The organism is Limosilactobacillus kribbianus (genome assembly GCF_026413145.1).
Classification (GTDB): Bacteria; Bacillota; Bacilli; order Lactobacillales; family Lactobacillaceae; genus Limosilactobacillus; species Limosilactobacillus kribbianus.
This window is the reverse complement of sequence record NZ_JAOVYZ010000013.1, coordinates 18,770-38,181: the sequence shown is the minus strand read 5'-3', so window position 1 is coordinate 38,181 and position 19,412 is coordinate 18,770. Positions and strand designations below refer to the sequence as shown.

The window sequence follows — 19,412 nt, the reverse complement described above, 5'->3', positions numbered from 1 at the left end:
TTCAAATCAATTGGTATCTGAATTCCCGGCCACTTAAATGTCTTAACTGGCGCACACCAATCGAGATCTTCCTGCTTAATTTACGTCATTAAATTCGTTCAAGTTATTTCTTGCAATCTGCCATTAGTAGAATTAATGCAGGAGATATAGTTCAATGTATTCCTTTTATTTATGGATGTGAAGGTCGAAAAATTACAAATAAGGACGGAAAAGAATTAGACAAATTCACGCCTATTGTAAAAGCTTTAGACATAGAATTTACTACTTCAAAAGGTGAAAGAATGTTTTACCATTATTTAGGAGACAATGGTCGCAAAACAATGACAATGATTGGTAAGCCTAAAGTTAGAAGGAACTACTATATAAATCAATTTGAAGAAAGTGAATCAATTTAAAAATTATATTTTTGTCTAACAGACATAAAAAGTGTCATCCGCAGGGCGTTTTTATTTTACCCTCAAGGAGGTGAATCATTGTAAATGCACTTACTTCTCACACAACCGCCACAGCACATTCTATACATTCAATACTTTGCCAGCATGATCGACAACGTACTGATTGAATGGTTTGTATTGGCGATTGTGATTGATATTGTAACTGGATTTTTCAAAAGTATCATTACGCACCGGACAATTTCTAGTAAAGGAACGGGTGGACTTTTGAAGCATGCTGCAGTGATTATTTTGACCTTAACCGTTTATCCAATGTTGGAATTATGTGGATTAGGACAAGCAGGAGATTCGCTTGTCTTTTTCTTTTCCTATTTTACCTGGTTTCTATTATCGAAAACTGGGGCCAAATGGGATTACCGCTACCATCATGGGTAAAGGATCATATTTATAAACTCAGCAAAGATTATTTAGAGAAACAACATGAGCACAATCATTAACGCAATTCCAAGCTATATCATGACGGCCGTTATCTCAACGGTCTTTTATTTTGGCCTGAAAGAGGCACAGACATTGATTTACAGCAAGGTTCTCCATGCTCAAACTGAACGTTCTCGAGCACTGTGGAATCTGATTGACCAGCTCTCTGAAATCGCCGTTAATTCGCTAGTTGGCAAGAATATGTCCGGTACTGAGAAGTTTGCTCAAGCAACTCAAATTGTACAATCTGCACTGGATGAACAAGAATTTACCAATGTCAACATCAAAGCAATTCAGTCAGCAAAATTCAAGCTGCCTACGAGAAGTCGGACTTAACATCAAACGCTAAGCCTGCTGCAGGCACCGCCGTTGCAATTGATCCAAAGGAGGTCGCATAATAATGCCAGTACGTAATCCATTTATTGACGTTTCAGGCTACCAGGAAGACACTGTTGCCTTTTTCCAGGAGGGGCCTATGGGGGTAGTCGTTAAGCTAACGGAAGGGTCTGAGGACGGTTCTGCTTACATCAATCCGAAGGCCGCTAACCAAATTCGTAATTCCCTTGCAGTTGGCTTACGGGTAGCCTGCTACCACTTTGCCCGCTATACTTCGACTGCTGACGCTCAGAACGAAGCCCGGTTCTTCGTCAAGGTGGCCAAGCGGTTTGGCATGTACGATGACACCCTAATGATTGACGATGCCGAAGTTCACTCTGCCGCTGACTATCAAGCTGCTTCATTGGCCTTCTTACAAGAAGTGGAGGCACTCGGCTACAAGCAGACTGGGATCTACTCAATGAAGTCTTTCTTTACTGGTGGAGTTCTGAACAGTCACGGCTTTGGCAGCCGGAAGATCTGGCTTGATCACTAGTCTGGGTATCGACAACGCCGCTGCTTGGCAGTATTCTGATCACGGGATCATGGGGATTGACACCAGCTTGGACTTTGATGGAGTCTTTACCACTGGATCGGCTAGTGGGAGTGTGCCAACTGTCGCGGTACCAGCGCCAAAGCCTGCTCAGCATGTTGGGCACCCAGCTACTGGTACTTATACTGTTCAGTATGGCGATACGCTGTCTGGGATTGCGGCAAAGTACCGCACAACCTACCAGAACTTAGCCGCCCTTAACGGGATCGGCAATCCAAACTTGATTCGGGTTGGTCAGGTGCTCAAGGTAGTAGGTCAGCCAAACGCGCAGAACACGTACTATGTTCAGAACGGCAATACGCTCAGCGGTATTGCGGCTAAGTTCGGGACGACCGTTTCGAGTCTAGGCAACCTGAACCATATCGCTAACCCGAATGTGATCTACGTAGGCCAGAAGATCGTTATTGCCGGTGGCGGTCAGTCTAATGCCTACACGGTCAAAAATGGTGATACCTTATCCGGCATCGCTAGTGCGTTCCATACAACCTGGCAGGCATTGGCCCAGAAGAACGGGATCAGCAATCCAAACGTAATTTATGTAGGACAAACAATTCAAATTTAGAAGGGGGCGAAACGTCTCCTCTCCTGTTAACACAAGATCCAGCAATTGTTGCTGGGGCTTTTTACGTATCGACATTATACAAAGTATCGACAAGATGGAATAAAGGCGTATAATAAAAGATGTAATGATGCATGGCTATTACATCTAAGGAGGAATTCTCATGAGCGCACAGAAAGGAACACTTACCCTATCAAGGTGGGGTAACAGTTTGTCGGTAAGAATACCTAAAAAGATACTAGATTCATTTAAGTTAGAGAATGATGACAAGCTAGACTACAAAGTAGAAGATAACAAAATCATATTAACCCCAGAAAAAAAAGAAAGCCCATTAAGAAAAATGTTTGACGGCTTTGATGCCGAAGCATATTTCAAAAATGGGCCAAAGAATAAGGAAGTTGATTGGGGCCAACCACAAGGTAAAGAAATATTTTAATTGCCGGAGCTTGTTCGATACTCGGCGATGGCAATAAAATATTTCTTAGAGGGGGAATTCGTTTATGAATTCTTACAAGGATCTGCAGCAAGGTCAGATTGTAATGGTTGACTTCAACCCAACTAATGGGCATGAACAAAAAGGATATCGCCCTGCGTTTATCATGTCCAATAGTGACTTTAATCAGTTGTGCGGTGGGATGGTGAAGGTGTGCCCAATCACATCAAATGAAAAGCCATTTCCATTACATTTGAAGCTACCTGCATTAGATAACATTCATGGGGTGGTTGAACTTGATCAAGAACGAACGCTAGATCTAAGCGATCGGAAGTTTAAAGTTGTTGACCAAGCACCTACTGAATTTATTGAAAAGGTTAAAAAGATTAATTTCGCTACATACTAAAAAATCCATCAACTTAAAGAAGTGATGGAGCAGAAAGATGATATACTAGTCTTAACAGCTAAAGTATATCGTCTTTTTTATTTTCCGTAAAGCGAACAACAGTTTAGCAATTTCAGATGGCCTTGCCCACGAAATGCCCACATAAACAAAACATTGCTTAAAATCTATAAGGTATCGTAGAAAGCTATATTAAGAAGTGAGAGCTTATAAACCCATGTTTGACAGGGCTTATAAGCTTTTATTAGTCTTTTTAGAAACTGCTAAAATTGTCTCATCTGATTTGAAGCCTTTATGGCCGTTTTGAAGACCGATGAAGAGGTCGACGAGAAGTAAACGTTGACATGACGGGATTTTTGATTTCATAAATTTACAAAATAGCCCAATTATTTGTCGTATTTCCCTTAATTTTCCCTTACGTGGGAAAGCAAAAGAAGATATACTTTAGCCAACGTCAAGGAAGAAAAGAAAAAAGGAGTTTTGAATCATGACAATGATTAACTGGTATGCGTTTTATTATCGAGTGCACTAGGGTTCACACCACACGGGTTGCGGGCTCTAGCCTTTGACAGCCTGTGTGGTCGATAATAACATGATTACCGATTACACAGTAAATTCCAAACACTGTGTGGTCGGGAAAACTCCACTAGCATTTACGTAATGCTCATTATCCTCACAGTGTTTTCACACCGTGAGGATATTTTTTTACCAAGAATTTGAGAAGGGATGATTGAGATGATTATTGTACTCCACGAAGAACAGACCACCGAAACTATTAAGCAGTTGCAGGAACGCTTTGGCGATCACCATCAGGTCTTTGTCCACGGCAATCGGGTGGCCGTTCAGGGGATTGCACCCGCCGACCTGACGACGGAACAACGGGAAGCCGCTGCAGAACTGATCACCGACGTTCCCAAGGCGGTCCAGGCTTCCCGGCTCTTCCACCCTGAGGACACGGTGATCAAAACCGCCCATTCAATCATCGGCGGCGGCCACTTCGCTTTGATGGCCGGGCCGTGCTCGGTTGAATCGGCCGACCACGTGATGAAGATGGCGGCGGTTGTTAAGGAATCCGGCGCCACCGTTCTCCGGGGCGGCGCCTTCAAGCCGCGGACCTCACCATACTCATTCCAGGGACTGGGTAAAGAGGGGCTGGTTGCTCTGCGCCAGGCGGCCGATCACTTTGGCCTCGACGTCATCACCGAGGTCATGGACGACGAACACGTTCCATTGGTTGAGGAATTTACCGACATCTTCCAAATTGGGGCGCGGAACATGCAGAATTTCTCCCTTCTCAAGGCGGTCGGCAAGACCAACAAGCCGGTGATGCTGAAGCGGGGGATGTCCGCCACCGTTGATGACATCCTAAACGCCAGCGAGTACATCGCCGCGGGGGGCAATCACCAAATCATGATTGCCGAGCGGGGAATTCGGACCTTCGACAACAAGTACACCCGGAACACCTTTGACGTCGGCGTCGTGCCGGTCCTGCAGAAACTGACCCACTACCCGGTAATTGTCGACCCGAGCCACGCGGCCGGCCACACCGAATTCGTGACACCGCTGGCCCTGGCTGGGGTCGCCGCCGGGGCGGATGGCCTGATTGTCGAAATCCACGACGATCCGGCCCACGCCCTCTCCGATGGTCCCCAGGCACTGAAACCGGACCAATTCCAGGAAATGGTCAAGAAGGTCAACGCAGTACGGACGGCCCTCACCGCGGCAGATTAAGGGGATGAGCGAATGAAGAAGATTACGGTTAAACTGAGCACCAAGCAATACGATGTTCTGATCGAAAAAGACTTGCTGAAACAGGCGGGTAGCCTGGTCGCCGGTGTCTGGTCGCCGCGCAAGATTGCCATCGTCAGCGACAGCAACGTTGCCCCGCTTTACCAAGCACAACTGGCCGCCGAGCTGAAGAAGAGTGGCTTCACGGTTCATTGCTACCAGTTCCCGGCGGGGGAGGCCTCCAAGTCCCTTCCGCAGCTGCAAAAGCTGACCGAGCAATTGGTGGCCGACAACTTCAACCGGGACGACGGGGTGATTGCCCTAGGCGGTGGGGTGACCGGCGATCTGGCCGGCTTCCTGGCCGCCACTTACATGCGGGGGATCGCACTGATTCAAATTCCGACCTCGCTGCTAGCCCAGGTTGACAGCTCGGTCGGTGGCAAGACCGCCGTTGACCTCGGAACCACCAAGAATATCGTCGGGGCCTTTTACGAACCCGACCTGGTGATCATCGACCCGACAACGTTAACCACCTTGGAAAAACGGGACCTGGTCGAAGGTTATGGTGAAATCGTCAAGGTCGCGGCCATGACCGGTGGGGACTTCTGGAAATTAATTACCGAAATTCAAACCCCAGCCGACATTTTCCGGCACGCAACCGAGTTGAGCGAGGGGGCCATCCAATTCAAGGCTGACATTGTCATGGCGGACGAAAAGGAGGGGGGCCAACGCCAACTACTGAACTTTGGCCACACGATCGGGCACGCCGTCGAAGCCTTAGCGGCCGGCGAGTTACGCCACGGTGAAGCCGTCAGCATCGGCACCGTTGCCATCTGCCAAGCCTTTGAAGCCACCGGTAAAACCGCACCGGGGGTGACCGAACAGGTTCGCGATCGTTTCGCCACTGTCGGCCTGCCGGTGGACTCACCCTTACTGAAGTCGCCAGCGGTGCTCGATAAGATTAAACACGACAAGAAAAATCATAACGGCCACTTAAACCTGGTTTACGTTCACACGATCGGTGAACCGGCTATCCTGACCGTTCCTGAAGAAAAAATTGCTGCCACACTGCAACTACCACGAGAATAAGGAGCGATAACTATGATCATTGAAGAACTCAACACCAACGGAATCGTCGTTAAGAATAATGCCGGCCAAGAAGAACACATTTCCGACTTGGCCTGGGTCGAGGGGAGCACGAACTCCGTAGCGGCCAACCAGCAGATTAAGCTGGCCCTGGCCAACCAGCGACCGGTCTTCTTCCACCTCGATGAGGGTGGCCAACGTCTCACCCCATTCGAATTTGCCGAACGCATTGATGCCCAGATCAGTGCTTGCCTGGCCGGGATTCGTGCCAGCCTGGTGGCCGAGATTAACTTCGTTTACCAGCCACTTCACCAATTAAGTCAGCAGGAACAAGCGATCATCAATCGTCGCATTCACGACGTTTTGACCGACCTGTTCGGTGCTAACATTGCTACCGCCCAAGTCATCATTGAACAAGCCGCCTAGGAAGGGAGGGGATACTATGAATAAGGAACAAGAACTGATGCGCCAAGCCAGCGAACAGGAACTGAAGTTAGTTGCTGCAGACCTCGAAAACGACCTGGAAGGGAGAGATTAGGATGATGCAGATCGACGGCCACACCGACCTGCTGGGAATCTTTGCGACCCCGATAGGCCACACCCTTTCGCCCCGCATGCACAACTATTCCTTTCGGCGGCTAGGCCTTAACTACGTCTACCTCGCCTTTGAGGTTGGCAACGAGGAATTGGCCAGCGCCGTTCAGTCGATCCGCACGCTCAACATGCGGGGCGTCAACGTCTCAATGCCTAATAAGCAGGCCATTGTCCCCCTCCTGGACCGGCTCTCACCGGCGGCCCGGCTAACGGGGACGGTCAACACGGTCGTCAACGATCACGGCGTCTTGACGGGCCACATTACCGACGGAATCGGCTTCATGCGAGCACTTCAGGATGAGGGGCTCGACATTACGGGCCGCAAGATGGTACTTGCCGGTGCCGGGGGCGCGGGGACGGCCGTGGCGGTCCAAGCCGCCCTTGACGGTGTCGGCGAGATTGTGCTCTTCAACCGCCAGCACGGTGCCAAGTGGGTCCAGGCGCAGAAAATCGTGGCACTGATTAATGCGCAGACGAACTGCCGGGCCAGCCTGCATGCCCTAGAGGACCAGGACGAATTGCAAGCTGCGTTGAAGGAGGCGGACATCTATGCCGACACGACCAGCCTGGGGATGAAGCCGCACAAAAACGAGGCGGTCGTTAATGACCCGGCCTGGTTTCACTCGGACATGATCGTCTTCGATGCTGTTTACGCCCCGCGGGAAACCAAGCTGCTGAAGGTGGCCCGCCAAGCGGGGGTTCGCCACTGTCTGAATGGTATTGGGATGATTATTGAACAGGGGGCGGCGGCCTTTGAACTCTGGACCGGCAAGCAGATGCCGGTCGAAGAGGTTCGCCACCTGCTCTTTGAGGAGGATTGTCATGACTAAAAAAACACTAACGATTAAGGAAACGGTATTCGGGGCTGGTCGCCCGAAGATTGCCGTTCCGGTGACCGCTGCCACAATGGCGGCGGCGATCGCCCAGGCACAGCAGGCCGCCCTGCCAGCGGTGGACGTAATTGAATGGCGGATCGACTTCCTGAAGGGAACAGTGGATCCGCAAGCAATCGCCAAGACGGCGCGACGAATCCAAGCAGTGATTTCGCCGCGCCTTTTGCTCGTGACGCTGCGGACCAAGGAGGAGGGCGGTCAGGTTCAGGTCAGCGACGAGCGCTACCAGGAGCTGTACCGCCCATTGCTGGCGACGGGGAGCACGGACCTGGTCGACCTGGAGCTGCTGGCCCATTCCAATGAGTGCATCACCGCGCTGACCGCCCTGGCCCACGATCATCAGATCAAGGTCATCATGAGCAGCCATGACTTTACCAAGACGCCGCGCCTGGCGCTCCTCAGGCAACGGCTTACCCAGATGGAAGCGGCGGGGGCGGACATCGCCAAACTCGCGGTGATGCCGCACCGCCCCGCCGACGTCCTGGAGGTACTGGAGCTGACCCAGGACTACCACCTTCACGGTCGACTGCCTTTAATCACCATGGCGATGGGCGATCTGGGAAAGATCACCCGGGTCAGCGGCGAGCTGTTTGGCTCTTGCCTGACCTTTGCCAGCGTGGGACAGGCACAGGCATCGGCACCTGGCCAGATCGCCGTGGACGAGCTGGAGCGGATTCTAAACGATCTCAGGATATAATTGAGCACGAAAAAAGCAGGTTTCGAGATCTTTCCCGAAACCTGCTTTTATCGTTAGCTAGTCTTTAATAAGACCAATGATCTGATCAACAATCTCCTGGGGCGTCCGGCCGTCCGTGTCGATGGTAAAGTCGGCACACTCGTCGTAGCGGGCCTGGCGCTTGGCCAGCAGTGCCGCCAGTCCAGCCGTGTCAAGCGCATCGGCCAAGGGGCGTTCGCCATTGTGCTGGATTCGCCGTGCCGTTTCTTCCGGGCTGGCGTGCAGCAGGATGACGGGGGCGGGGTCCGCCGCCAGCGCCCGGCGATTGTCGGCCCGCAGTGGGGTGCCGCCGCCCGTAGCGAGGATCCCGTCGCGCCCCCGGAGGACCGTGGTCAGGGTCTGGTGCTCGACCGTCCGGAAGCCCTCCTCGCCACTCTCTTGAAAAATCTGCGGAATTGATTTCCCGCTGGACTGTTCAATCGCCTGGTCCAGGTCGGTGACGGGGAGGTGGAGTTGGTCGGCCAGCAGGGTGCTGACGGTGGTCTTCCCGCTTCCCATGAAGCCAATTAAAATAATTCGCATAGAAAAAATGCACCTCGCTTCCTGTTGTAGAGCTTAGTTTTGACCCAGCAGTTTAGTAAGATCGTCGAAAAAGGTCGGGTAGGAAACGGCCACGGCCGCCGCATTTTGCAGCTGCAGGGACTGCGGACTCTTCAAAGCGGCAATCGCATCCATCATCCCCAGCCGGTGGTCGCCGTAGCTATCCAGGTGCGAATCCTGGATGTCCCAGTCCGGCCGGCCGTCGATCACCATGCCGTCCGGCAGTTCGGTCACTGCGACGCCGAGCTTGCGGAGCTCCGCCACCACCGTCTTGATCCGGTCGGTCTCCTTGACCCGCAGCTCCTGGGCCCCGGTAATCCGGGAGCGCCCGTTTGCACAGGCGGCAAGCAAGGCTACCAGCGGCAGTTCATCAATCACGGCGGGAACGTCTTCGGCCCCGAGTTCGATTGGCTTGAGCGTGCTGGTTGCAATGGTAATGTCACCCTGGGGTTCGCCGGGGCCGTCAAGCGGGGTGATCTCCAGCTGGGCGCCCATCTTCTTGAGCACCGTCAGAATGCCTGTCCGGGTGGGGTTCAGGTTCACCCCGGTCAGCGTGACCTTGGAGTGGGGAACGATTGCCGCGGCAACCAGGAAGAAGGCGGCGGAGGACATGTCGCCGGGTACCGTGATTTCCTGGCCCACAAGCGGTGCCCCGGGAGTCACCGTGATGGTCTTCCCACTGGTCTGAATGTCCGCGCCAAACTGACGCAGCATGATCTCGGTATGGTCCCGGGTCGGCAGCTTTTCGACGATGGTTGACGGCTCTGCAGCCTGGAGGGCGGCAAAGATAAGGGCGCTCTTCACCTGGGCGGAGGCGACCTTCATTTGGTAGTGGGTCCCGTGGAGCGGGTGGCCGATAACCGTTGCCGGCAGGGTTCCCTTAGGACTGAGCTGGACTTCGCCCCCGAAGCTCTTCAAGGGTTCGCTGACCCGCTTCATTGGGCGGGACTCCAGCGATTGGTCACCGGTGAGGGAGGTCGAAAAATTGCTGCCCGCGAGGATGCCCATCATCAGGCGGGTCGTAGTTCCCGAGTTGCCCATGTCCAACGGGTGCGTTGGTGCCTGGAGCCCGCCAAAGCCGGTGCCGTGAACCACGATTTCATCATTCACCATGTCGATCTTGACGCCGAGGTCCCGGAAGGCCTGGAGGGTGGAGAGGCAGTCATTGCCCTTTAAAAAATGGTGGATGGTGGTGGTGCCCTGACTGATGGCACCGATCATGATGGCCCGGTGGGAGATGCTTTTATCCCCGGGAACAGCCAGACTGCCGTGCAGCCCGGTCGAATGTGCGCTTGGTAAATTCTTCATTAAAAGGTGCCTCCCTAAATAACTAGAAATTTGCGAGTTGGTGGCGGTATTCTGCGATCCCCGCCTGCAGCCGCGTCAGACTGGCGGCCTCGAAGGTGTCAGTGATCGCCTTGGCCAGTTCGATTGCGACCACGTTTTCGACCACGAGCGAGGCCGGCACGATGGCGGTGACGTCGGATCGTTCCACGTTGGCCTTCAGCTTTTCCTTGGTGTTGATGTCGACGGTCTGCAGTGGCTTGTAAAGGGTCGGGATGGGTTTCATCGCCGCGTTAATGATGATCGGCATTCCGTTGGTCATTCCGCCCTCAAAGCCGCCGAGGTGGTCGGACAGACGGGAAAATCCCTGGCCGACTTGGTAGTCAATCTCGTCCATGACCTGGCTGCCGGGGGTCTTGGCAACATCGAAGCCGTCCCCGAAGCTGACGCCCTTGATTGCGTTGACGCCCATGACCGCCCCGGCGAGCTTGGCATCGAGCTTGGTGTCCCAGCTGATGTAGGATCCCAGCCCGGCCGGCACGTTTTGAGCCACTACCCGGATCAGTCCTCCCAGGGAATCCCCGGCGCGCTTCGTTGAGTCGATTAGTTGGTGAATCGACTCAACCTGATCCTGGTTGAGGATCCGCAGGTCGTTTTGCTGAATCTTTTGCTGAATCTGGGCAACGTCCAACAGCGGTTCGGCGTCGACGTGGATCGAGCCAACCTGCTGGACAAAGCCAACCAGGCGGATATCTAAGGCGGCAAGCAACTGTTCACAGACGTTGCCGATGGCGACCCGCATGGCGGTCTCCCGGGCGGACGAGCGCTCCAGGACGTTCCGCAGGTCGCGATGGTTGTACTTCATCCCCCCAACCAGGTCGGCATGGCCTGGCCGCGGGTGCTCGACTTTGCGAACGGTGTTGGTCGCGGTGGCCGGGCTGATTGGGTCCATGATCTGGGACCAGTTGGCGTGGTCGCGGTTCTGAATGACCAGGGCGATCGGTGAGCCCAGGGTGACGCCGTGGCGGACACCCCCGACGATTTGGACCTGGTCGTGCTCGATCTTCTGACGGTTGCCCCGGCCGTAGCCGCCTTGGCGGGCGGTGAGGGCCGCGTTGATTTGGTCGACGTCGAGATGCAAGCCGGCGGGGATTCCTTCGATGATTCCCGTCAGCTGTGGGCCATGTGATTCTCCGGCGGTAATAAAGTTCATTTTATTCATCCTTTCGTAATGCTTCTTCGTAAGCGCGTGATTGGTGCATGATTTCTTGGAAAACGGCGGCGATAAAGGGTGCCTTTTGGGGATCGGCCACTGCCGCTTCGACCTGTTTTAGGACGGCGTTTTCCCGCTGGGCGTCCAGGATGGGCAGGTGGTGTTTTTCCTTATAATGGTTGACCTGGGTTACCGCGGTGAAACGTTCTTCTAATAGCTTGACAAGCGCGGCGTTGAGCTGGTTAATTGACTGACGTGCTTGGTCTAGTTCGTTCATGGGCATATTATCTCCTTTACCTCTATTATGCGCGTTTTTGGCCCTTTTGTAAGCAGGCCAGGGCGATCATCAAGAGCGTCCCGACGATGCCGACGAAAATGTCGCCGCCAAAGGTGAGGGTGATGCTGCTGGTGGAGAGGACCCCAGTGATCAGCGGCACGGTGAATGAGGCGATCGAGCCGAAGAAGTAGAAGATCCCGGTGATCATGCCCCGGTGCTGGGGGAACATGTTCATGAAGACGGTCAGGCCGGTCTGCATGACTCCCGAAGCAGCGGAGAGGCCAAAGATGAAGGCGGCCACGTTGGCAACGAGGACGTTTTGGCCGGCCAGCAGGATAACGGCCAAGGCGCAGACGGCGGTCAGGTTTAAGCCCACCAGCAGGGCCAATTCGTTGGCATTGTGCTTGAGCAGGAAGAAGAGGGCGATTACGCCGGCCATCGAGCCAATGCTGTAACAAGAAAGGACGGTGTGGGCGGCCAGGTTGCCGAAGTGAAAGGCACGCTGGGTGAAGAGGGTGATCCACTGGGTGAACCAGATCATCAGGGCCATTGAGGTGTAACCGTATGCCAAGAGAATGATGGTTGAAAGGACCCTCTTGACCTTGCCCTGCCGCAATTGGGGCTGGTGCAGCTTCACATGTTCGGCTTTCTTAATGGTTGGAAAACGCAGGGTGGCCATGTTGACAATGTTGACGATCAGGAGGGCGGCCATGATGATGAAGGACCAGCCGAACCAGAGGTTGTTGGCGTTGAGGCTGGCAACGATCAGGGGCAGGATGAATTCACCGATCGACATGAAACCCTTGATCAGGATGGTGTCGTAGCCATTGCCGTCGTTCATTTCGACCAAGGTGGTGTAGGTTCCGGCATCCAGAGCCGAGTTGGCAATTCCGGCAAGAATTGCCAGGCAGTATGCGACCGGGACACTGTGGGTCATGACCATGCCCAGGGCAAAGATGAGGTAGGAGAACATCCCGATATTGACCAGGAGCTTACGGCTCAGGAGGTCGGCGAGGGTCCCGGTGATCAGGTAGGAGATCAGCCGGCCGATGCCAACACCGGAGATAACGAAGGAAACGGTCTTGACCGGAACGGCCCATGCCCCACCCAGCGCAACCATGTTCTGGGCGAGGATGATCAGGCCGAAACCGTGAACCAGGTAATTGAGGTAGAGGCTAGCGGTCAGGCGTTTTCGATTAACTTGTGGCTGTGTACTTACTGTTGCTTGCATTTGGATCGACTCCTTTGATTAAAAAACGAAAAGGACCAGCTAATTGAGACGCTGCTCAATCTAGCTGGTCCTTCAGGCTTTAACAGGTACGAGCCGTTTAGAAGATGAATGAACTCTGCTAGATTGCTGTCCCCAGCAGAGCGTCATTAATGTGACTATGCTGAGGTACGAACGTCCCCGTCCGCACCTCCAAGCGCGGACATTAATTCATGTCAGCATAGCTATAAAACTTCGTCAGCATTAATGACTTCTGATTCATCGTTACTCTTCCTTTCGTTTGATGTTGATATTATTAAAAAATTCTCATTTTATTTTGTCAACCGCTAATTTTAATTTAATTTTCCGCTTGTTGATCGATGGCGGGGCGCTATAATGGTTATTAATACAATGAGGGGGAGAATTATGGCAAAAAAGGAATCCGTTTTTACGAAGGATGTTGTCTTAGTGATGATGGCATCGTTCTTCTTTATCTTTTCAAATATGTACTGCAATCCGCTGATCAACGGTTACGCCAAGGAGTTGGGAGCCTCCAGCGCCTTTGCCGGCGTCATCGTCGGCATGATGAGCATCGTTGCCATGTTCTTGCGGCCGATCGTCGGGAACTTGACGGACCGCTTTTCCAAGTACCGACTGGCGCTCTGGGGCGGCCTGCTTTCGTTTATCGGGGTCGCCGGCTACGTTTTGACGCCTAACAGCGGCTTGCTGGTCGTCTTCCGGCTGATTAATGGGACCGGCTACGTCCTCTGTACGGTCTGTATGACGACCTGGCTGTCCTATCTGGTCCCGCTGGCGCACGTGGGTGAGGCGATGAGCTTTTACGGGATCATGAACGCTCTGGCGATGGCCTGCGCCCCGGCCGTTTCAATTAACCTCTACCACGTCATCGGCTACCGACCGGCGATCATCATTTCGGCGCTTTCGGCCCTGATGGTGGTGGTAACGGTCCAGTTCGTCTCCGACCGGGCCCAGCCGAGTCCCAAGCAGGTGGCGGCGGCCAAGGCTGGGCACCTGAAACTGATTCAAAAGGATTGCATTCCGATTGCCTTGATCGTGGCCCTGATTGCGATGCCCTATTTTACCACCCAGGCGGACATCGTGACCTACACTGAGCAGGCGCATATCCCGGTTGCGGTCGGCTTTTACTTCCTGATCTACGCGGCGGTCTTGGTCCTCAGCCGGATCTTTTTGCGCAACCAGTTTGACACGGTCCGCTTTGGCGTCTGGCTCTACGTCAGCGTGATCGCCACCGTCTTTTACCTGGTAATGTTGATTTTCATGCAAAATAACTGGCAGATGGCCCTGGCCGCGATTGGGATGGCCGTTGCCTATGGATTGCTGTATTCGGTCTGCCAGTCGACCGCGATGATGCTGGCGCCATCGAGCGAGCGGGGACTGGCCTCGGCGACCTTTTTTCTCGGTCTGGACGTGGGGATGTCGTTTGGCCCAATCATCGCCGGTTTGGTTGATACCTATCTGCCGATCAGGTCCTTCTACCTGGTCTGGCTGATCACGGTGCCACTGATTCTCATAATCTACTGGGCGAATCGGAAGAAGCTAAATTCCGCAGTTTCGCGGCATTAAAAAAATGAGTGTGATCAAAATTGCTTGATCACACTCATTTTTATTATGGTTGACTCGACTTGGCTGGCTGGCTTGACTCAGCCGGGTGAGCGGATGCCGGCTGAACACTTGTTGGCGTCTTCTTCAATTGAGCATTTTCCTTTTGCAGGCGGTCGATTTGCTGACGAAGCTTGGCGACCTCCTTTGGTGAGACCTTCGATTCGCGCAGAGCCTTGAGCTCCTTGGTGACCTTGAGGCGGTTGGTCAGGGAGAGGAGGTAGATAATCAAAGCCCCGATTAGCATGCAGATCAAGATCAGGAGAACCAGCGGTGTCTTGACCGTACCAAAGAGCAGGTTAACCTTGACGGTGGCCGTGTTGAGGAGAGCGAAGATGACGAAGACGATTAAAAGAATGATCGAAACGATCAGGGTTGATTGCTTTTTCACAAGAAAACTTCCTAACTTTAATAAACTAGCTTTAGTATAGCATTTCTAATAGATCAACGGCGCAATTGCCTGCTGGAACCATTGGTGGGCGCCCGGAGCTGCAGGGCCGGTAACCGGAGTTCGCTGGATTAATTCGTCGGCGACGTTAAAAAGGCCCAGTTGTCCTTTAACAGGGAAGGGCTGAATCCAGTAGGAGCCGCCGGGACCAAAGGGGGCGAGCTGCCAGCCATAATCACGATTGCCGTACTGAATGACGTCGACTAAACGAACGACGCAGATCGCGTGGCCGGGGATGCCGCCGTGGACTTTTTTGGCGGTTCCACAGATTAATAATGCGCCGCGGTAATTGGTTGACCAGGTTCGGTACTCGATGGTTTTGGTGCCCTGGAAAATCTCCATTGCATAATCGGCGCGAATCGATAGAGCCTTCATTTAAATCATTCCTCCTCACCAATAAAAAAGGGAGTGGAACAGAACTCGCTTGCGAGTTCGTCTTTCCACCCCCGCGAGGCTGGCTAGGCGTCCTGGGCGTTGATTTATCAACGTTCAGGATCCAGCCAGCTACCGCGCTGTAGCATTTATAGCTGTATAACAGCAAAAAGGCTGGGTTATTAAGTCCCAGCCTTTTTTGGGTTAAGCAAACGCAAATAATGAATTACTTGTTGCCTTCCAGCTTTGCCCAACCATTCTTAGCAACTTCGGCCAGTGCAGAAGCAGAAGCATCCATTGCCTTTTGTTCACGTTCGTCAAGTGGAACTTCGATGATCTTAGCAATCCCGTTAGCGTTGATAACGGCAGGAGTACCAAGGTAGATTGGTTCCTTAACGCCGTATTGACCGTCCATTGGAGCACCAACAGGCAGAACAGCATTTTCGTCCCGCAGGATGGCACGAGAAATCCGCATCAAGCAGGTAGCAACACCGTAGTAGGTAGCACCCTTCCGGTTAATGATTTCGTAAGCCTTGTTACGAACGTCGTCTTCGATCTTCAGCAGTTGATCCATGGAAACGTTGTGTTCCTTGGCAATTTCCAGTAATGGCTTGCCACCGATCGTAGCGCTGGAGTAAGCAGCAAATTCGGAATCACCGTGTTCTGCCATGATGTTTGCCATCACGTCGCGTGGGTCAACATCGAACAGGTTGGCCAGAGCAATCCGCAGACGTGAGGAGTCCAGTGAAGTACCGGAGCTGATAACCTTGTTCTTTGGGAAGCCAGAAAGCTTTTGAACAGCGTAAGTCAGGATGTCAACTGGGTTGGCAGCAACCAGGAAGATTCCTTGGAAGCCAGACTTAACGATTGGTTCAACAACGGACTTCATGATCTTGAGGTTCTTGTCAACCAGTTCCAGACGAGTTTCACCAGGCTTTTGTGCGGCACCGGCAGTGATAACTACCAGATCAGCATCTGCGCAGGTGTCGTAGTCGGCAGCGTAAACCTTCTTAGGAGCAGTGAAGACAGTTGCATCTTCAAGGTCCAGCTTGTCACCTTCAGCACGCTTCTTGTTGATATCAACAATGGCTAATTCTTCAGCCAGACCTTGTTGTACCATAGCGTAAGCGTAACTGGAACCAACGGCACCGTCACCAACGAGAACAACTTTTTGATGATTCTTAGACATAATAGACAGTCTCCCTTTCATCCGATATATGCATTTTGAGAATTTCCTCTCGTACTCGATTATAGCATTCCTTGTGAAAAATGCTATAACTTTGTGAAATAAGTTCCATTTTTGTCGCGAATCAGCGTTAATTATGATGATAATTTAGTTGAAGGCCCCGTAGCCGGCGACCAGCAGGGCCAAAATTACGACCGGCCATAATAAAACATGCACCAGTGTCCCAATTAATAAGAGGACAAAGATGATTCCTAGAACCTTCAGGGTAAAGATCCCCAGCTTCCAGAGGATCCACAACCCTAAAATTAAGAATAAAATACTCATTTAAGTGTTCACCTCAAAACAAAAATCTGAAGCTTGTGGACAGAAGTATAGCACCACCCAACAGAGCGTGGTATAGTAAGGAGAAAACTTTGGCACTTTCTTAACCATGTGATAGAATATAGATATCTGAATGGCTGATTATACGACAATTAGCTACGAATATACGCCGGAGGAGGTGGTTACCATTCTGAATCGAACTAAACACTTTATGCGTGAAAATGATTTAATGTATAAAAAAGAGTACATTCGTCCAATGATGACGCCACAGCACGTCTATGTCTTTCGGTTTGGTAAACACAGACTAAACAATCGGGTAATCATTCGGTATTCCCATACGTGGACTGGTCGTCTGCGGATCAACGAAATTGATGTCCGACTTCATCATCAGCATCATCCGCGGATTTTTCTGACGGAAGCCGATTTGATCGACTACTTAAAGCATCACATGGAAAAAGAGAAGCGTCGGGAGCAAGAACGATCACGTACCGATGATGATAATGATGCGGAATAAGTGATCGGGTAATTGATCGTGACCATTAAGTGGCCACGATTTTGTCATTTAAAGGAGGAAAAACAAATGGACTGGACAGCAATCACGGTCGTCACCTCAAGCGAGGTCGTCGAAGCCGTTAGCTATATTCTCACCAATGAGGGGGCGCAGGGGGTCCAAATCGATGACGCCGCTGACTTTGCCAAGCTCAAGCCGGGGCGGTATGGCGACCACGGTGAAATCATTGATCCCCAAGAGATTCCCCACCGCAAGTCCGGCGCGGCGGTCACCGGTTACTTCCCGGCCAAGACCTTTGTGCCGGAGCTCTTGCCGACGATTCGCCAGCGGGTGGCCAAGCTCAAGGACTACGGGCTGAATCCGGGCAAAAATGACGTCAGCTCCGCGGTGGTTGACAATCAACAGTGGGCGACGGTTTGGCAAAAGTACTACCACCCGCTGCGGGTCACCAACGAACTGACCATCGTGCCCGAGTGGGAGGACTACCAACCCCAGCAGCCCCAAGAAAAGCTTTTGATCCTGGACCCGGGGATGGCCTTTGGGACCGGGACGCACCCGACAACTGAACTGATGCTCCAGGCACTGGAGAAGGTCATTCGCGGGGGCGAGTCGGTCTTGGACGTCGGCACCGGTTCCGGCGTTCTCAGCATTGCGGCCAAGCAACTGGGGGCCGGAGACGTGACCGCCTACGATATTGATTCGGTCGCCGTCCGCTCCGCTAAGAAGAACCTGGCGCTCAACCCGGTCGCTGCCGATGTCAAGGTGGGCGTCAACAGCCTCCTGGACGGCATTCACACCCAGGTCGACGTGGTAGTGGCTAACATTTTGGCCGAGATCATCGTGCCCCTGGTTCCTCAGGCCTTCGAAAACCTCAAACCCGGCGGCTACTTCTTGGCCTCGGGAATCATTGACGATAAGGCCGACCTGGTCCGGCAAACGATCGAAGACCAGGGAATGATCATTGATAGCGAGACGAAGATGAAGGACTGGCACGGGATCATTGCCCACAAGCCGAGTGAGGATGAAGACTGATGCAACGCTACTTTTTAAATACGACGGCTAACCAGGGGACCCTGGCGCTGCCCAAGGAGATTGCCCACCACCTGGTGACGGTCCTGCGCGCCCAGCCGGGGGACCAGGTTGAACTGGTCCTGGCCAATCGGCAAGTTTACCTGGCCAGCGTCGTGAACATTAAACCAGCCCAGGTGGAGATTATTAAAAATCTGCACCGCAATAGCGAACTGCCCCTCCACGTCACCTTGCTGTGCGGCCTGCCCAAAACCAAGGAGAAGCCGGAGCTGATTGTTCAGAAGGCAACTGAACTGGGGGCCGACCGAATTGTCTTCTTCGAGTCAACCCGGTCCGTGAGCCACTGGAATTCCAATAAGCAAGAGAAGAAGCTTGCCCGCCTGCAAAAAATTGCCGACGGGGCGGCTGAGCAATCACACCGTAACCTGCAGCCGACGGTGGCCTACTGTCCTAACCTCTCTCAGGCCCTGGCATCTTACCCGGCCGACGCGCGGGTCGTTGCCTGGGAGGAGTCGGCCAAGCAGGGGGAGACCAGTGCCCTTCACCAGGTGCTGTCCCAATTGACGCCGGACCAGTCAATTGTGGCGATCTTTGGGCCCGAGGGTGGCCTGACGGAGCAGGAGATCGACCAAATGACGGCAGCCGGGGTCGTTCCGGTTGGCCTGGGGCCCCGGATCCTGCGCACGGAAACGGCGCCGCTTTATTTCATGGCCGCCGTTTCCTACGCCAGCGAATTAGCACTTCGGCGGCGTTAAGACCGGGCGAACTGTGATACAATAAAGCAAATTAATCTATAGATAATAAGGTGTTGAAGAGAATGGCAAGAATTAAGATTGGACGGCAGATTTTTGACAAGTGGTTATGGGGACTGGGCGTGGCCTTTGGGATGCTGATCCCGGTGCTGACACACAAGCTCCCGTTTTTATCCCGGGTGCAATGGGTGGAGATTGTCCTGCTGTTAATCAACGGGATTTATAGCATCTGGCTGGGACGCTACCTGGCCCGTAAGGAAATGTCGACCTGGCTGCTGCTGGTCTTCCCCGGATTGTTCCTGATTGCGGCATACTTCTTCCTGCCGCGCTACACGTACTTTTTAGCACCGGCCTACTGGGCAATTAGCTACCTGGCGTGCGCAATGCGCCGGGAATAATGAA

The 19,412-nt window shown here is 52.9% G+C and carries 25 protein-coding genes and 1 pseudogene; 17 read left to right on the top strand and 9 right to left on the bottom strand.

The features are described from left to right. Window positions 1–110 precede the first annotated feature (110 nt). The 12 genes and pseudogenes from OCT58_RS04555 to aroD all read left to right on the top strand — a co-directional run bounded on the left by OCT58_RS04555 (window position 111) and on the right by aroD (window position 8,190). On the top strand, window positions 111–395 hold the full coding sequence (locus tag OCT58_RS04555) for a hypothetical protein (RefSeq protein WP_267201690.1): 285 nt from the start codon (window positions 111–113) through the stop codon (window positions 393–395). Window positions 396–479: 84 nt separating this feature from the next. Then, window positions 480–889 (top strand): annotated as a pseudogene (locus OCT58_RS04550) (phage holin family protein). Continuing rightward, window positions 873–1,205 carry a hypothetical protein gene (locus OCT58_RS04545; RefSeq protein WP_267201688.1) on the top strand — a complete coding sequence of 111 codons (333 nt, stop codon included), beginning with the start codon at window positions 873–875 and terminating at the stop codon, window positions 1,203–1,205. The pseudogene OCT58_RS04550 and the gene OCT58_RS04545 overlap by 17 nt, the downstream one beginning before the upstream one ends. 64 nt (window positions 1,206–1,269) lie before the next feature. Continuing rightward, the gene (locus OCT58_RS04540) at window positions 1,270–1,740 is read left to right on the top strand and encodes a GH25 family lysozyme (RefSeq protein WP_267201687.1); all 471 of its coding nucleotides are present in this window, start codon (window positions 1,270–1,272) and stop codon (window positions 1,738–1,740) included. Then, a complete protein-coding gene (locus OCT58_RS04535) occupies window positions 1,730–2,359 on the top strand; it encodes a LysM peptidoglycan-binding domain-containing protein (protein WP_267201686.1) in 630 nt (209 codons plus the stop codon). Before OCT58_RS04540 ends, OCT58_RS04535 begins: the two co-directional genes overlap by 11 nt. A 160-nt stretch (window positions 2,360–2,519) precedes the next feature. Next, window positions 2,520–2,792 carry an AbrB/MazE/SpoVT family DNA-binding domain-containing protein gene (locus tag OCT58_RS04530; protein WP_267201684.1) on the top strand — a complete coding sequence of 91 codons (273 nt, stop codon included), beginning with the start codon at window positions 2,520–2,522 and terminating at the stop codon, window positions 2,790–2,792. 64 nt (window positions 2,793–2,856) lie between these two features. Further along, window positions 2,857–3,195, top strand: coding sequence for a type II toxin-antitoxin system PemK/MazF family toxin (locus OCT58_RS04525; protein WP_267201683.1), 339 nt, complete (start codon window positions 2,857–2,859; stop codon window positions 3,193–3,195). A gap of 732 nt (window positions 3,196–3,927) precedes the next feature. After that, window positions 3,928–4,923 carry a 3-deoxy-7-phosphoheptulonate synthase gene (aroF, locus tag OCT58_RS04520; RefSeq protein WP_267201681.1) on the top strand — a complete coding sequence of 332 codons (996 nt, stop codon included), beginning with the start codon at window positions 3,928–3,930 and terminating at the stop codon, window positions 4,921–4,923. 12 nt (window positions 4,924–4,935) lie between these two features. After that, window positions 4,936–6,009, top strand: a complete 1,074-nt coding sequence (gene aroB / locus OCT58_RS04515; protein ID WP_267201679.1) for a 3-dehydroquinate synthase — start codon at window positions 4,936–4,938, stop codon at window positions 6,007–6,009. A gap of 12 nt (window positions 6,010–6,021) precedes the next feature. Further along, window positions 6,022–6,432 carry a hypothetical protein gene (locus tag OCT58_RS04510; RefSeq protein WP_267201677.1) on the top strand — a complete coding sequence of 137 codons (411 nt, stop codon included), beginning with the start codon at window positions 6,022–6,024 and terminating at the stop codon, window positions 6,430–6,432. Between the two features lie 113 nt (window positions 6,433–6,545). Continuing rightward, complete coding sequence (locus OCT58_RS04505; RefSeq protein ID WP_267201676.1) at window positions 6,546–7,430, top strand: shikimate dehydrogenase; 885 nt, start codon at window positions 6,546–6,548, stop codon at window positions 7,428–7,430. Continuing rightward, window positions 7,423–8,190, top strand: a complete 768-nt coding sequence (gene aroD / locus OCT58_RS04500; RefSeq protein WP_267201675.1) for a type I 3-dehydroquinate dehydratase — start codon at window positions 7,423–7,425, stop codon at window positions 8,188–8,190. Before OCT58_RS04505 ends, aroD begins: the two co-directional genes overlap by 8 nt. A gap of 57 nt (window positions 8,191–8,247) precedes the next feature. Here the strand turns inward: aroD and OCT58_RS04495 are convergent, their stop codons facing one another. From OCT58_RS04495 to OCT58_RS04475, 5 genes are read right to left on the bottom strand one after another with little or no spacing between them, the layout of a single operon-like run. Further along, entirely contained in the window at window positions 8,248–8,751 is a 504-nt protein-coding gene (locus OCT58_RS04495; protein WP_267201674.1) for a shikimate kinase, read from the bottom strand. A 33-nt stretch (window positions 8,752–8,784) separates the two neighbouring features. Further along, entirely contained in the window at window positions 8,785–10,077 is a 1,293-nt protein-coding gene (aroA, locus tag OCT58_RS04490; protein WP_267201672.1) for a 3-phosphoshikimate 1-carboxyvinyltransferase, read from the bottom strand. Between the two features lie 22 nt (window positions 10,078–10,099). Next, entirely contained in the window at window positions 10,100–11,266 is a 1,167-nt protein-coding gene (gene aroC, locus OCT58_RS04485; RefSeq protein WP_267201671.1) for a chorismate synthase, read from the bottom strand. Between the two features lies 1 nt (window position 11,267). Beyond that, complete coding sequence (locus tag OCT58_RS04480) at window positions 11,268–11,543, bottom strand: chorismate mutase (RefSeq protein ID WP_267201669.1); 276 nt, start codon at window positions 11,541–11,543, stop codon at window positions 11,268–11,270. A 25-nt stretch (window positions 11,544–11,568) separates the two neighbouring features. Then, window positions 11,569–12,774 (bottom strand): MFS transporter, encoded by a 1,206-nt coding sequence (locus OCT58_RS04475; protein ID WP_267201667.1) that lies wholly within the window; start codon window positions 12,772–12,774, stop codon window positions 11,569–11,571. Window positions 12,775–13,176: 402 nt separating this feature from the next. Between OCT58_RS04475 and OCT58_RS04470 the strand changes: the two genes are divergently transcribed. After that, window positions 13,177–14,355: an MFS transporter gene (locus OCT58_RS04470; RefSeq protein ID WP_267201666.1), complete on the top strand. Its 1,179-nt coding sequence runs from the start codon at window positions 13,177–13,179 to the stop codon at window positions 14,353–14,355. A gap of 43 nt (window positions 14,356–14,398) precedes the next feature. Here OCT58_RS04470 and OCT58_RS04465 read toward each other — a convergent pair whose 3' ends face one another. From OCT58_RS04465 to OCT58_RS04450, 4 genes are all read right to left on the bottom strand, one after another. After that, window positions 14,399–14,782, bottom strand: coding sequence for a LapA family protein (locus OCT58_RS04465; RefSeq protein ID WP_267201665.1), 384 nt, complete (start codon window positions 14,780–14,782; stop codon window positions 14,399–14,401). Between the two features lie 45 nt (window positions 14,783–14,827). After that, window positions 14,828–15,214 (bottom strand): ASCH domain-containing protein, encoded by a 387-nt coding sequence (locus OCT58_RS04460; RefSeq protein ID WP_267201664.1) that lies wholly within the window; start codon window positions 15,212–15,214, stop codon window positions 14,828–14,830. Between the two features lie 223 nt (window positions 15,215–15,437). Next, the gene (locus OCT58_RS04455; RefSeq protein WP_267201662.1) at window positions 15,438–16,400 is read right to left on the bottom strand and encodes an L-lactate dehydrogenase; all 963 of its coding nucleotides are present in this window, start codon (window positions 16,398–16,400) and stop codon (window positions 15,438–15,440) included. 144 nt (window positions 16,401–16,544) lie between these two features. Continuing rightward, on the bottom strand, window positions 16,545–16,721 hold the full coding sequence (locus OCT58_RS04450) for a hypothetical protein (RefSeq protein ID WP_267201661.1): 177 nt from the start codon (window positions 16,719–16,721) through the stop codon (window positions 16,545–16,547). Window positions 16,722–16,929: 208 nt separating this feature from the next. Between OCT58_RS04450 and OCT58_RS04445 the strand changes: the two genes are divergently transcribed. From OCT58_RS04445 to OCT58_RS04430, 4 genes are all read left to right on the top strand, one after another. Beyond that, the gene (locus tag OCT58_RS04445) at window positions 16,930–17,232 is read left to right on the top strand and encodes a hypothetical protein (RefSeq protein WP_267201692.1); all 303 of its coding nucleotides are present in this window, start codon (window positions 16,930–16,932) and stop codon (window positions 17,230–17,232) included. Between the two features lie 66 nt (window positions 17,233–17,298). Further along, window positions 17,299–18,261 (top strand): 50S ribosomal protein L11 methyltransferase, encoded by a 963-nt coding sequence (gene prmA / locus OCT58_RS04440; RefSeq protein WP_267201660.1) that lies wholly within the window; start codon window positions 17,299–17,301, stop codon window positions 18,259–18,261. Continuing rightward, complete coding sequence (locus OCT58_RS04435; protein WP_267201659.1) at window positions 18,261–19,013, top strand: 16S rRNA (uracil(1498)-N(3))-methyltransferase; 753 nt, start codon at window positions 18,261–18,263, stop codon at window positions 19,011–19,013. Before prmA ends, OCT58_RS04435 begins: the two co-directional genes overlap by 1 nt. Before the next feature lie 62 nt (window positions 19,014–19,075). Continuing rightward, window positions 19,076–19,408: a hypothetical protein gene (locus tag OCT58_RS04430; protein ID WP_267201658.1), complete on the top strand. Its 333-nt coding sequence runs from the start codon at window positions 19,076–19,078 to the stop codon at window positions 19,406–19,408. Window positions 19,409–19,412 lie beyond the last annotated feature (4 nt).